This window comes from Rhizobium sp. PDO1-076 (assembly GCF_000247475.1).
GTDB lineage: Bacteria > Pseudomonadota > Alphaproteobacteria > Rhizobiales > Rhizobiaceae > Allorhizobium.
Map to the genome: position 1 here is coordinate 1 of NZ_AHZC01000041.1, position 11,707 is coordinate 11,707.

Here is an 11,707-nt window from a genome sequence, read left to right on the forward strand (position 1 = left end):
AAACCTGCGCGGCCACCCTTTGTCGATTTCCGGCCTGCAGACCTGGCTGGCACTGCCGGAGCGGATGGAGGAGATCGATCCGGCCTTTGCCCATACGGCCAAGACAGAGCTGCCGCTGTTTAGCGCTGAGGGCGCATCCGGGCGCGTGGTGATCGGTTCGATGGGCGGCATAACGTCGCCGGTCAAGTCGTTTTCCGAGACGATGTATGTCGACCTGACCCTGCAGCCCCATGCCCGGTTCCCTTTCGATGCGACGCAGGAAGAGCGGGCGCTCTATGTGCTTGAAGGCGAAATCGAGATCGCCGGCGACCGGTTTGCCGCCGATCAATTGCTGGTTTTCCGGGCCGGAGACGAGATCACGCTCGTGGGTGGCGCCCAGGGCTGTCATGTCATGCTGTTCGGTGGTGCTGCGATGGATTCGCAGAAATTCATCTGGTGGAACTTCGTTTCCTCGTCGAAGGAACGCATAGAACAGGCCAAGGAGGAGTGGAGAACCGGGCGCTTCGATATCGTTCCGGGCGACGAAGAGGAGTTTGTGCCTTTGCCGGAAGGGCGTTGATGTCTATATAAGGACTTGGTGCCAGCGATTTGCCCTCTTCTTGCGGGAATGATATCGCGCATCCAACGACGACTAGAAGAGGCATGAGCCCGTGACATCCCTGCCCGACACACCCCTTCTCGACACGGTCAAGCTGCCTGCCGATTTGCGGACCATCGATGATCGTGATCTGCCGCAGCTCGCCCGCGAGCTGCGCGACGAGATGATCGATGCCGTGTCGAAGACCGGTGGGCATCTTGGTGCGGGACTTGGCGTGGTCGAACTCACCATCGCCATCCACAAGGTGTTCAACACGCCCGACGACCGGCTGATCTTCGATGTCGGCCATCAGTGTTATCCGCACAAGATCCTGACCGGGCGCCGCGACCGGATCCGCACGTTGCGCCAGGAGGACGGGCTTTCCGGCTTCACCAAGCGCGCCGAGAGCGAATACGATCCCTTTGGCGCTGCGCATTCGTCCACTTCGATTTCCGCCGGTCTCGGCATGGCCGTGGCCGCCGACCTGTCGCAGACCGACCGCAAGGTGATCGCGGTGATCGGAGATGGCGCGATGTCGGCTGGCATGGCCTATGAGGCGCTGAACAATGCCGGCGCGCTCGATGCCCGGCTGATCGTGATCCTCAACGACAACGACATGTCGATCGCCCCGCCGACAGGCGCAATGAGCGCCTATCTGGCGCGTCTTGCCTCCGGCCGGACCTATATGGGCATCCGCGACATCGGCAAGAAACTGACGGCCTATCTCGGCAAGAATATCGACCGGGCGATCACCCGCGCCGTCGAACATGCGCGCGGCTACGTGACCGGTGGCACCATGTTCGAAGAGATGGGATTCTATCATATCGGCCCGATCGACGGGCATTCCTTCGAGCACCTGCTGCCGGTGCTGCGCAATGTGCGCGACAACCAGCAGGGCCCCGTTCTGATCCATGTGGTGACGCAGAAGGGCAAGGGATATGCGCCGGCGGAAGCCGCCGCCGACAAATATCATGGCGTCAACAAGTTTGACGTGATCACCGGCACGCAGGCGAAAGCCAAGCCGAACGCGCCGAGCTATACCGCCGTGTTCGGCGATGCCCTGGTGCAGGAAGCGACGCTTGACGAGAAGATCGTCGGCATCACCGCCGCCATGCCATCGGGCACCGGCCTCGACAAGCTGCAGGAACTCTTCCCGACGCGCACCTTCGATGTCGGCATCGCCGAACAGCATGCCGTGACCTTTGCAGCCGGTCTTGCGTCCGAAGGTTTCAGGCCGTTCTGTGCGCTCTATTCGACCTTCCTGCAGCGCGGCTATGACCAGGTCGTGCATGACGTGGCGATCCAGGGTCTGCCGGTCCGCTTCCCGATCGATCGTGCCGGCTTCGTCGGCGCCGACGGGCCGACCCATGCCGGCTCTTTCGACACCGGTTTCCTCGCGTCGCTTCCCGGTTTCGTGGTCATGGCAGCCGCCGACGAGGCGGAGCTGAAGCATATGGTGCGCACCGCCGCATCGTATGACGACGGCCCGATCTCGTTCCGCTATCCGCGCGGCGAAGGCGTCGGCGTGGCGCTGCCCGAGCGCGGCGAGATCCTCGAAATAGGCAAGGGCCGGATCGTCAAGGAAGGCACAAAGGTGGCGCTGCTGTCCTTTGGCACCCGGCTTGCCGACTGCCTGCTGGCCGCCGAAGATCTCGACGCGGCAGGCCTATCTACAACGGTTGCGGACGCGCGCTTCGCCAAGCCGCTCGATGTCGACATGATCCGGCGCCTCGCCCGGGAACATGCGGTGCTGGTCACCGTCGAGGAAGGCGCCGTCGGCGGCTTCGGTAGCCAGGTTGTGCACCTTCTGGTCAATGAAGGCCTGCTCGATGGCGGCCTCAAGATGCGTTCGCTGGTCCTGCCGGACTACTGGATGGATCAGGCCAAGCCCGAGGTGATGTATGCCAAGGCCGGCCTCGATGCCGCCGGCATTCTCCAGACCGTATTTGCAGCGCTCGGCGAAACCCAAGCCGGGGTGAACGCGGCGGGGTGATGCATCCCGCTGACTGGAACGCGACGGTTCGGCCTCCTGCTGGACTTCCCCTTGCCGCCCGGATATTCAGGCGAGGATGAACTGGTGCCCAAAGGCGCCCTGGAGGTCACCATGCACACATTGACGACAGCGGAGGACTTCGCGCCCGATTGGGCGGCGATCGGCGTCGTCATCCTGGGGGTTACTGCCTTTGCCGTCGGCCAGGGCCTGACCTACCCGTTGATTGCCCTGATCCTCGAAAGCCGTGGCGTATCCTCGACGATGTCCGGGCTGAATGCGTCGGTGTTTGCGCTCGGGCTTGCCTCCTCGACATTGATGATCGGCACGCTGACGCGGAGGATGCGCGGCGACCGGCTGATCATCGCCTCGCTCTGCGGCGTGTCGGTCGCACTTGCGACCTTTTCCGTATTCGACCAGCTCTGGGTGTGGTTTGCCGCGCGCTTCCTGCTCGGCTTCTGCACCAGCATCATCTACACGGTCAGCGAAGCCTGGCTGAACACGGCCTGTCCCGACCGGATACGCGGGCGGGTTTCCGGTGCCTATAGCGCCGGCATGTGCGCCGGTTTTGCCGCCGGGCCACTCGCCATTCCGCTGATCGGCATCGAAGGCGGCTTCGCCTTTGCGCTGACGGCTGCCTATGTCGCCCTTGTCGCCTTCGCCTCGGTCATGCTCGGACGCTACGCCAAGACCAAGCCGGAGGCGTCGCAGGCGGGCGGACTCGTGACCTTCGTCAAGCTTGCGCCGATCCTGACGCTGATGGTGCTTGCCTTCGGTTTTTCGGACATCGCCGCGATCTCGATGATCCCGCTCTATTTCGTCGAGCGTGGCTATTCGACCAATTTCGCCGCCTTCGTCGTCACCATGGTCGCCCTGCCGACGGCGATCGCGCAGCCGTTCGTCGGCTGGCTGCTCGACCGGGTGTCGCGGCCGGTGGTGGCGGTCTCCGGTTCGCTGATTGCCGCACTCGCCTTCCTGGCCCTGCCGCTGATGACATCGCAGGCCGGCCTGCTGGTTGCCGTCTCCATTCTCGGCGCGGCCAGCTTCTCGCTCTATACCGCCAGCCTGACGCTGCTGGGGGAGCGCTTCCGCGGTGGCTTGCTGGTGTCGGGCAGCGCCGTCTTTGCCCTGTCCTATGCAATCGGCAGCGCCTTCGGCTCCGGCGCCACGGGTGCCACGATGGATCTTGTCTCGATCGATGCGGGACCGGTCTTTACCGGCCTGCTGATGCTGGTCTTCACCTTCGTGTTTGCGGTCAACCTGCTGCGCATCCGGCAGCGGAACTGAGGCGGGGCTGATGCTTGAAACCTCGCCCCCGGAGATCTTCGACTGTCAGAGCTGCGGTGCCTGCTGCGCCTATTCGGCGGACTGGCCGCGCTTTTCGCTGGAGAGCGACGAAGAGCTTGCGGCGATTCCCGAGGCGATGGTCGCCAGGGACGAAAGCGGGATGAAGTTCGAGAACGGCCGCTGCTGCGCGCTCACCGGCGAAGTCGGCAAACATGTCGGCTGTTCCGTCTATATGGTCCGGCCGCATGTCTGTCGGACCTGCATGCCGGGCGACGAGGAATGCAAGATCGCCCGGGCCGAATTCGGCTTCAGCCTGAACGGGCTACCGGAGCCCGATGTCTATTTCAAATAGAGCCTGTCAGGGGATGGTGACGCCGAGCTTGTCGGCAGGCAATTCGCTGCCGATCTGGGCTGTCTTGTCCTGCTTGTTGTAGACGCAGAGGTAGCTGACCCTGGCGTCCGCACCGACTGCCTTGCCATTCAGGATCGCCACGCCATAACTCTCGGTGCCGAAGGGATCGACGACAACCGACGGCTTTTCAAGACTGCCTTTGGCAGCCTCGAGGCACTTGGTGGAGACGTCCTTGGCGAAGTCCGCCCAAGCGGTGTCGGATGACGCATAAGCCGTGGCGGATGTTGCAAAAGCCATTGCGAAAACAAGCGTGAAGCGTGACATTTCATATTCCTTCGGATGAAAACTCGAGCCGTATGACTCCGGCTAAACCATTGCCGCAAAACATGGCAAGGCCGAGACAAATCTTTCCGCTCGCGTACCGATTTTAGCGGATCTGCGGTTGCCTCACCCCTGTTCCGCACCTATGTTCCCGTCACCTGCCAAAACGCAATCTTTTGCCAAGAGGAGATACCACCATGGCCTTCGAATTGCCCGCCCTTCCCTATGCCTACGACTCGCTCGGCCCGTTCATGTCGGCTGAAACTCTCGAGTTTCACCACGACAAGCACCATCAGGCCTATGTCACCAACGGCAACAACCTGCTGAAGGATTCGGGCCTTGAAGGCCTGTCGCTGGAAGAGGTCGTCAAGCAGTCCTATGGCAAGAATGCCGGCCTGTTCAACAATGCCGGCCAGCACTACAACCACATCCACTTCTGGAACTGGATGAAGAAGGACGGCGGCGGCAAGACCCTGCCCGGCAAACTGCAGGCCGCAATCGACAGCGACCTTGGTGGCTATGACAAGTTCAAGGCCGATTTCATCGCCGCCGGCACGACGCAGTTCGGCTCCGGCTGGGCCTGGCTCTCCGTCAAGGACGGCAAGCTGGAAATCTCCAAGACCCCGAACGGCGAGAACCCGCTGGTTCACGGCGCGTCCCCGATCCTCGGCGTCGACGTGTGGGAACACTCCTACTACATCGACTATCGCAACGCCCGTCCGAAGTATCTCGAAGCCTTCGTCGACAGCCTGATCAACTGGGATTACGTGCTGGAAATGTACGAAGCTGCCTCGAAGTAATTCGACAGAATTCATTCATGCAGACGAGCCCGGCACGGAAACGTGTCGGGCTTTTGCGTCTCTGCAGGCGACGGGTGGTCGTGGTCGATGGAACAATTTCACGGTGCTGGCGTTTCCTCTCCGAAATCCGAAACAACCGTGAAAGGATCTACCGTGGCCACGAATTCAGCTCTCCAGGCAGAACTGCGCGAATTGCGCGATCAGATGACTGAACTGCAGGACGTTATTGCCCAGCAGGCCAGCCGCAAGGGTATCGACCTTCGCAACAAGGCGTCTGATGTCGCGCAGACCGCGGCGCAGAGCGCGACCCGGACAGCCAGTGCGGTTGTCGACTACGCCCGTGATGGCGCGGGCAGCGTTGCCGGTGTCGTGCGACGCCACCCGACCGCGACCTCGACCGCCCTGCTGACCATCGGCATCATCGGTGGCCTGATCGGCTATCTAGTCGCCACCTCCACGCCGGCGCCACGCGACAGCCGCTGGTCCTGGCACTAACCCCAGGCTCTAAGGAGATCCGCCATGGCCAAGGTCACCTACCACGTCGTTGCCCATGACGAAGGCTACGCCTACCGCTTGGGCACCGTCTATTCCGAGGCCTTTGCGACACATGCTGAAGCCGTGCAAGCCGCAAGGCAGGCAGCGGGTGCGCAGCAACTGGCCGATGGCGACGCCGAGATCAGCTGGCAGGACGAGGCCGGAAACTGGCATCACGAACATGCCGATGGTGCCGACCGCCCCCAGACGGATGTCGTCGACGTCGTGTAGCGATTGACATCTTCTGCAATGAAAGAAGACCCGGCCGCTTGCGCGCCGGGTCTTTTCGTACTGTGGATTTGCGACATGGTCGCGCCAGATCAGAACTCCGACCACTCCTGTTCCGGCTGGGCCGGAGCTGCGGCGCCACCGAAGGCGCGACCGAGCTTGCTGGCCAGAGCCCGGGCCGGCGACGTTACCGGCGACGGGGCCGCCGCATGGACAGCAGAGGCAAGCTTCGGCGCGCCGCTGCGCGAAACCGGTGCAACGGGACGAGAGACTGCGGTGGACGCACGAACCGAGGGAGCATGGCCCTGTCCGCGCTGGCCCTGTCCGCGCTGGCCCTGTCCGCGCTGGCCCTGTCCGCGCTGGCCCTGTCCAAGCTGGCCCTGGCCAAGGCGGAACTGCGCAAGCAGCGTATTCAGCGAGTCTGCCTCCGCGGCCAGCGAATGCGAGGCCGCCGTCTGCTGTTCGACCATGGCGGCGTTCTGCTGCGTGCCCTGATCCATCGCGTTGACGGCGGTGTTGATTTCATGCAGGCCGGTCGACTGTTCGCGGGCCGCTGTCACGATCGCGCTGACATGCTGGCTGATTTCCTGCACGGCCGAGACAATCTTTTCCAGCTCGATACCGGTTTCGCCGACCAGAGACACGCCGTTGCCGACATGAGTGGTGGAATTGGAGATCAGGCCCTTGATCTCCTTGGCCGCATTGGCCGAGCGCTGGGCCAGTTCGCGGACTTCCTGGGCAACCACGGCAAAGCCCTTGCCGGCTTCGCCAGCACGGGCCGCCTCGACGCCGGCATTCAGTGCCAGCAGATTGGTCTGGAAGGCAATGTCCTCGATGACGCCGATGATGTTGCCAATCGCCCCGGACGATTTCTCGATCTCGGTCATCGCCTGGACCGCATTGCGGACGACATCGCCGGAGCGCTCGGCGCCGGTACGGGTACGCGCCACCAGCTCACCGACATTCTCGGCGCGCCTTGCGGTATCCTTGACCGTGGTCGTGACCTGTTCGAGGGCCGCCGCCGTTTCCTCGACGGAGGCTGCCTGCTGCTCCGTGCGCCTGGAGAGATCATCGGCCGAAGCGCGGATCTCGGCAGCGCCGGCATTGATCGCCTGGGCATTGGCGCCGACCGAATGCAGTGCGGCCTGAAGCTTGTCGAGCGAGTCGTTGAAATTGCCGCGCAGGCTGTCGAGGCGCGCGGCAAAAGGCTTGTCCAGCCGGAAGACGACATCACCGTTGGCCAGCGCCGAGAGGCCTTCGGCCAGTTGCCCCATGGCAAATCCGACTTCCTCGGCCTCGCGAGCCTTTTCAGCCTCGGATTTCAGCCGCTCGGCCTCGGCCTGCTGGCGCATCGACTGGCGCTCCTCGGCCATGCGGGCACTTTCGATCGCCGCATCCTTGAAGACCAGAACGGCCTTGGCCATTTTGCCAACCTCGTCGCCGCGATCGACGGCCGGAACGTCGATGGCGTGGTTGCCGGCAGCAAGGCTGGTCATGGCTTCCGTCATGCCGGTAATCGGCGTGACGATCGATCGGGCGAGAAGATAGATGAGGCCAATGGCAAAGACGCCGGCGACCGCAGACCCGAGGAAAAGCGCAAGCTCGAGCTGAAGGTGGGCAGCTTCGAGCGCCTCTCTGTTTTGCATAGTGCGGGTGGCAAGCTGCGTCTTTATGTCGGCTGCGGCCTTGCGGAACTGGTCGAGCTGACCGCCGGTCTCCTTATGGCCGATGGCAAGGATCTCGGCGAGCGGCGTATCGCTGCCTTTGGCGGCAAGCATCTGCGGATCGACGACTTCGCCGGCATAGCTGTCGGCAGATGCGCGCATCGCGTCAAGCGAGCGGATGACATCGGGCTCGCCGGCGGCCACGGTCTTGGCTTCGTCGATCGCTTTGTTCAGCGCCTGACGTTCAGCCGAGACTGCGTTGAGCGTGCTGTCACTGCGCACGAGCAGGAAGCCGCGCTGGTTGACCGCCTGTTCGAGCATGGCTGTCACTGCGGTGTCGACGAGATTGACGATACGCTGCGAGCGATCCTGATCACGCGAGGCGTACTTGGCGCCGTAGGCCTGCAGCAGGACAACCAGTGAGGCAATAAAGCAACCGGCCATGATGGCGCAGAAGGTCAAGATCAGTTTCTTGCTCAAAGACAGGTCTTTAAATGACATAACGGAAACCTTCCGGCCCGCGCGGAATGCGGGCATGGGCGGCACAAAACGTGCGCCGATAGTGCGGGTCCATGATCCGATTCCGGCAAGCGCGAACGTCATGACGCGCGTAGGAGGCCGCCGGTTCTCTTCGATCGGGCGGATATTTGCTCAAACGACTTTACAAGGCGTTACCGTCGCCGCTCAGGTTTGACGACTGTCAAGGCAGACTGGGGACAATCGAAAAAATGCCCCGACGCAAGGTCGCGGCGACGTCCGCCGCCTGCATCTGCGATGTCGTAAGTCCGGTTTTCGGCATCCGGTGTCATGCCGATCACCACCTGCAGAAACGCCAAACGCTCGCCGGTCAGTTCAAGACCAGGGAGCGTTTTCAGCGGTGTGGTTCCGTCGTCAGAGCGATCAGAACTCGCTCCACTCTTCCTTGACGGCGAGATTGCCCTGTACTGTCGGTGCGCGCCGGACCGGGGCGGCCGGTGCACGGGTAGCGGATGTGCTGGAATAGCCGCGATCGGCGATGGCCGGTGCGGCCGAGCCCTGGCCCGACAGCTTGAACTGGCCGACAAGACTGCGCAGACGTCCGGCTTCCTGGGCCAGCGTGGCGGATGCGGCCGTCGATTCCTCGACCATGGCGGCATTCTGCTGCGTCGTCTGGTCCATCTGGTTGACGGCGGTATTGACCTCGGCCAGACCCGTCGACTGTTCGCGGGCAGAGGTGGCAATGGCGTCCATCAGATGGTTGATCTGCGAGACATAATCGCCAATCGCCTTGAGGGCGACGCCGGTGTCGCGCACTAGCTTCACGCCGTTGTCGACCTCGGCCGAGGAGTTCTGGATCAGACCCTTGATCTCCTTGGCGGCATTGGCCGAACGCTGGGCGAGTTCCCGGACTTCCTGCGCGACAACGGCAAAACCCTTGCCCGCTTCACCGGCACGGGCGGCTTCAACGCCGGCATTGAGCGCCAGCAGGTTGGTTTGGAAGGCGATCTCGTCGATCACGCCGATAATGTTGGCGATCTGGCTGGAGGCCTGTTCGATGCGCTGCATGGCATCAACGGCGTTGGACACCACTTCCACGGACTTCGTCGTGTTTTCATTGGCCAGGATGGCGACCGAGCGGGCCTCCTCCGTGCGCTTGGACGAATTCGAGACATTGACGGTGATCTGGTCCAGGGCTGCGGCTGTCTCTTCGAGTGCTGCCGCCTGCTGTTCTGTGCGCTTGGACAGGTCATTGGCGCCCGAGGCAATCTCGCGGGTGCCGTTGTCGATGCTGTGCACGGTATCCAGCACGGAGGCGATTGTCTTGCCCAGCTGTTGTACCGAGGCATTGAAATCCTGGCGCAAGGGCTCGTATTCGGGGGCAAAGGTCTCGGTCAGCTGGAAGGAAATGTCGCCATCCGCCAGACGCTTCAAGCCGTCGCCGAGCGTCGCCGTGGCAAAGCGCAGTTTTTCTGCCTCTTCGGCAGCGCGACGGCGACTTTCGGCATCCTGCGCGCCTTCACGGGCACGCGCTTCCTCGGCCTTGCGCTCCAGTTCCTTGTTGGCGAGGCCCGCCTGGCGGAAGACCTCGACGGCCGAAGCCATATCGCCAATCTCATCGGCACGCCCGCCAAAGGGAATTTCCGCTGCAAGATCGCCGCCGGCCAGAACACGCATGGAGGCGGCAATGCGGCGGATCGGGTTGGCGATACCGGTCACGGCAAACAGCACACCAGCGATCGCGACCGAAATTGCCAGGCTGGCAATCGCAATGGTCCAGACCAGAACGGATTGGTAGGCGCTTTCGCTCTGGGCGGCAAAATCGCGAACTCGTTCGACGACGAAAGCAACCAGCGCGTCCACATCGGCATTGGCCTTGCCCGCGGCTTCGGCCATTCCAGTCTTCAACAGGACAATGGCTTCCTGGTCCTTGCCGGCTTCCTTGAGGGCGTGAAGCTCTTCGCCAAGTTTGTCATAGGCAGCCAACGACTGCTTGAACCGCGTGATCAGTTCACGCCCGCGTTCGGTGCGAACACCGCCTTCATATGTCTTGATCGCGCTGGCAAGCTCCGCTTCCATCTGGCTGACGCCATCTGTTTCAAGTGCGAGCTCATCTATGGAGGACGCCAGAAGTTCCTTCGCGAAAGCGAGGCGCAAGAGGTTGAAATCACCCTTGATGGTGCGGGCCACAACGAGGCGCTCGATCCAGTAGCCACTGATCTCGCGGGTGTTGCCGTTCAAGGAGCCGATGCCCCTTAGCGACACAAAGGACAGGGTCGCGATCAGGACCGTGATGACAGACAACATGGCAACGATGGCCACTTTGATGCTTGGGCGTTTCATTCTCGACACTCCGATGGCGAAACCGGGATGTCATGTCCCTCATCCGGCCGGTCATCGGCCCTCATGCTTCGGCATTCAATAAAATACATTTGATTTAATTTAGAGTTACCTAACGCTTACCCTCGCCTGTTTCACAAGCCTTCACCGAGGCTTAGGCAAGGCAGACAGGTGAGCAGGTGAGCAGGTGAGCAGGCAGCGAAACGGATACCCTCATCAAAACCACAGAACAGCGCCAAAAACGCCGAAGCCCTCCGGGCCCGAAACCGGAGGGCTTCTGCGTGTCTGCGGTCCGGGAGGAGGAGGTTCCGCAGGCTGCATGCTGTACAAGGTCTGCTGGCGGAAGGAGGAGATCCGGATGTGCAGGCCTGAATGCACATTAGAGTCCTTTTATTAATTAATCGCTAATTAACCAGAATTTGACGCGCCCTACAAGTGTCCAGCACCGGCGGGGACAGAAATGCGACGCGCCAGCGGGCCGCAATGGCACAAAAGACTTGCGCCGAAGGCCCTGTCGGATCATTGACGGGGCATGACAGATCTTCCCGAGCCCCAACGCCTCGACCAGTTGCTGGTCGCCCTCGACCTTTTTGCCAGCCGCTCGCGCGCCCGCGACGCCATCCAGCGCGGAACCGTCAAGGTTGACGGCAAGGTGGTGAGCAAGCCGAGCCTGGTGTTTGCCGCCACGCATACGTTCACCATCGACGATCCGGCGCAGGACTATGTCTCGCGCGCCGCACTGAAACTGGTTGCCGGGCTCGATCATTTCGGCCTGTCGCCCGAAGGCTGCGACTGCCTCGATGTCGGCGCCTCGACCGGCGGCTTCACCGAAGTGCTTTTGAAGCGCGGGGCCGCGCATGTGACCTCCGTGGATGTCGGACACGACCAGTTCCATCCGCGCCTGGCGTCCGATCCGCGTGTGACCAATATCGAGGGCCTCAACGCCCGCTACATGGAGCCGGACGATATCGACAACCGGGAGATCGATTTCATCGTCTCGGATGTCTCGTTCATCTCGCTCAAGCTGGCCCTTGTGCCGGCACTCGATCTTGCCGAGACGGGTGCTTACTGCCTGCTTCTGGTCAAGCCGCAATTCGAGGCCGGGCGCGAGGCGATCAGCAAGGCCGGCCTGCTGAA

Annotated in this window: 12 protein-coding genes; 9 read left to right on the forward strand and 3 right to left on the reverse strand. The window is 62.4% G+C overall.

Annotated elements, in window-relative coordinates; translation table 11 throughout:
- From PDO_RS03615 to PDO_RS03630, 4 genes are all read left to right on the forward strand, one after another.
- On the forward strand, positions 1 to 559 hold a 559-nt coding region (locus tag PDO_RS03615; RefSeq protein ID WP_007597948.1), incomplete at its 5' end, for a pirin family protein.
- A gap of 91 nt (positions 560 to 650) precedes the next feature.
- Positions 651 to 2,570, forward strand: a complete 1,920-nt coding sequence (gene dxs, locus PDO_RS03620) for a 1-deoxy-D-xylulose-5-phosphate synthase (protein ID WP_007597955.1) — start codon at positions 651 to 653, stop codon at positions 2,568 to 2,570.
- A gap of 84 nt (positions 2,571 to 2,654) precedes the next feature.
- On the forward strand, positions 2,655 to 3,854 hold the full coding sequence (locus tag PDO_RS03625; protein ID WP_244426336.1) for an MFS transporter: 1,200 nt from the start codon (positions 2,655 to 2,657) through the stop codon (positions 3,852 to 3,854).
- A 10-nt stretch (positions 3,855 to 3,864) separates the two neighbouring features.
- Positions 3,865 to 4,206, forward strand: coding sequence for a YkgJ family cysteine cluster protein (locus tag PDO_RS03630; RefSeq protein ID WP_007597959.1), 342 nt, complete (start codon positions 3,865 to 3,867; stop codon positions 4,204 to 4,206).
- A gap of 6 nt (positions 4,207 to 4,212) precedes the next feature.
- Here the strand turns inward: PDO_RS03630 and PDO_RS03635 are convergent, their stop codons facing one another.
- Positions 4,213 to 4,530, reverse strand: coding sequence for a hypothetical protein (locus PDO_RS03635; RefSeq protein WP_007597961.1), 318 nt, complete (start codon positions 4,528 to 4,530; stop codon positions 4,213 to 4,215).
- 194 nt (positions 4,531 to 4,724) lie between these two features.
- On the opposite strand from PDO_RS03635, the gene PDO_RS03640 reads away from it, so the two are divergent.
- The 3 genes from PDO_RS03640 (at position 4,725) to PDO_RS03650 (ending at position 6,092) form a co-directional block, all read left to right on the forward strand.
- On the forward strand, positions 4,725 to 5,327 hold the full coding sequence (locus tag PDO_RS03640) for a superoxide dismutase (protein ID WP_007597963.1): 603 nt from the start codon (positions 4,725 to 4,727) through the stop codon (positions 5,325 to 5,327).
- Positions 5,328 to 5,480: 153 nt separating this feature from the next.
- On the forward strand, positions 5,481 to 5,822 hold the full coding sequence (locus PDO_RS03645) for a hypothetical protein (RefSeq protein WP_007597965.1): 342 nt from the start codon (positions 5,481 to 5,483) through the stop codon (positions 5,820 to 5,822).
- 24 nt (positions 5,823 to 5,846) lie between these two features.
- On the forward strand, positions 5,847 to 6,092 hold the full coding sequence (locus tag PDO_RS03650; protein WP_007597967.1) for a DUF2188 domain-containing protein: 246 nt from the start codon (positions 5,847 to 5,849) through the stop codon (positions 6,090 to 6,092).
- Between the two features lie 89 nt (positions 6,093 to 6,181).
- Here PDO_RS03650 and PDO_RS03655 read toward each other — a convergent pair whose 3' ends face one another.
- The gene (locus PDO_RS03655; RefSeq protein WP_007597969.1) at positions 6,182 to 8,254 is read right to left on the reverse strand and encodes a methyl-accepting chemotaxis protein; all 2,073 of its coding nucleotides are present in this window, start codon (positions 8,252 to 8,254) and stop codon (positions 6,182 to 6,184) included.
- On the opposite strand from PDO_RS03655, the gene PDO_RS28515 reads away from it, so the two are divergent.
- A complete protein-coding gene (locus tag PDO_RS28515; RefSeq protein WP_192814348.1) occupies positions 8,196 to 8,447 on the forward strand; it encodes a hypothetical protein in 252 nt (83 codons plus the stop codon). The two genes, PDO_RS03655 and PDO_RS28515, sit on opposite strands and share 59 nt — an antisense overlap.
- 206 nt (positions 8,448 to 8,653) lie before the next feature.
- Here the strand turns inward: PDO_RS28515 and PDO_RS03660 are convergent, their stop codons facing one another.
- On the reverse strand, positions 8,654 to 10,573 hold the full coding sequence (locus PDO_RS03660) for a HAMP domain-containing methyl-accepting chemotaxis protein (RefSeq protein ID WP_007597975.1): 1,920 nt from the start codon (positions 10,571 to 10,573) through the stop codon (positions 8,654 to 8,656).
- A 529-nt stretch (positions 10,574 to 11,102) separates the two neighbouring features.
- Between PDO_RS03660 and PDO_RS03665 the strand changes: the two genes are divergently transcribed.
- A partial coding sequence (locus PDO_RS03665) for a TlyA family RNA methyltransferase (RefSeq protein WP_007597976.1) occupies positions 11,103 to 11,707 on the forward strand: 605 nt, incomplete at its 3' end.

What these genes read in the sequence shown, in the direction of transcription:
- PDO_RS03630 (WP_007597959.1), top strand. Translation starts at nt 3,865, where the DNA reads ATGCTTGAAACCTCGCCCCCGGAGATCTTCGACTGTCAGAGCTGCGGT.
- PDO_RS03635 (WP_007597961.1), bottom strand. Translation starts at nt 4,530, where the DNA reads ATGTCACGCTTCACGCTTGTTTTCGCAATGGCTTTTGCAACATCCGCC.
- PDO_RS03640 (WP_007597963.1), top strand. Translation starts at nt 4,725, where the DNA reads ATGGCCTTCGAATTGCCCGCCCTTCCCTATGCCTACGACTCGCTCGGC.
- PDO_RS03650 (WP_007597967.1), top strand. Translation starts at nt 5,847, where the DNA reads ATGGCCAAGGTCACCTACCACGTCGTTGCCCATGACGAAGGCTACGCC.
- PDO_RS28515 (WP_192814348.1), top strand. Translation starts at nt 8,196, where the DNA reads ATGATGGCGCAGAAGGTCAAGATCAGTTTCTTGCTCAAAGACAGGTCT.
- PDO_RS03655 (WP_007597969.1), bottom strand. Translation starts at nt 8,254, where the DNA reads ATGTCATTTAAAGACCTGTCTTTGAGCAAGAAACTGATCTTGACCTTC.
- PDO_RS03660 (WP_007597975.1), bottom strand. Translation starts at nt 10,573, where the DNA reads ATGAAACGCCCAAGCATCAAAGTGGCCATCGTTGCCATGTTGTCTGTC.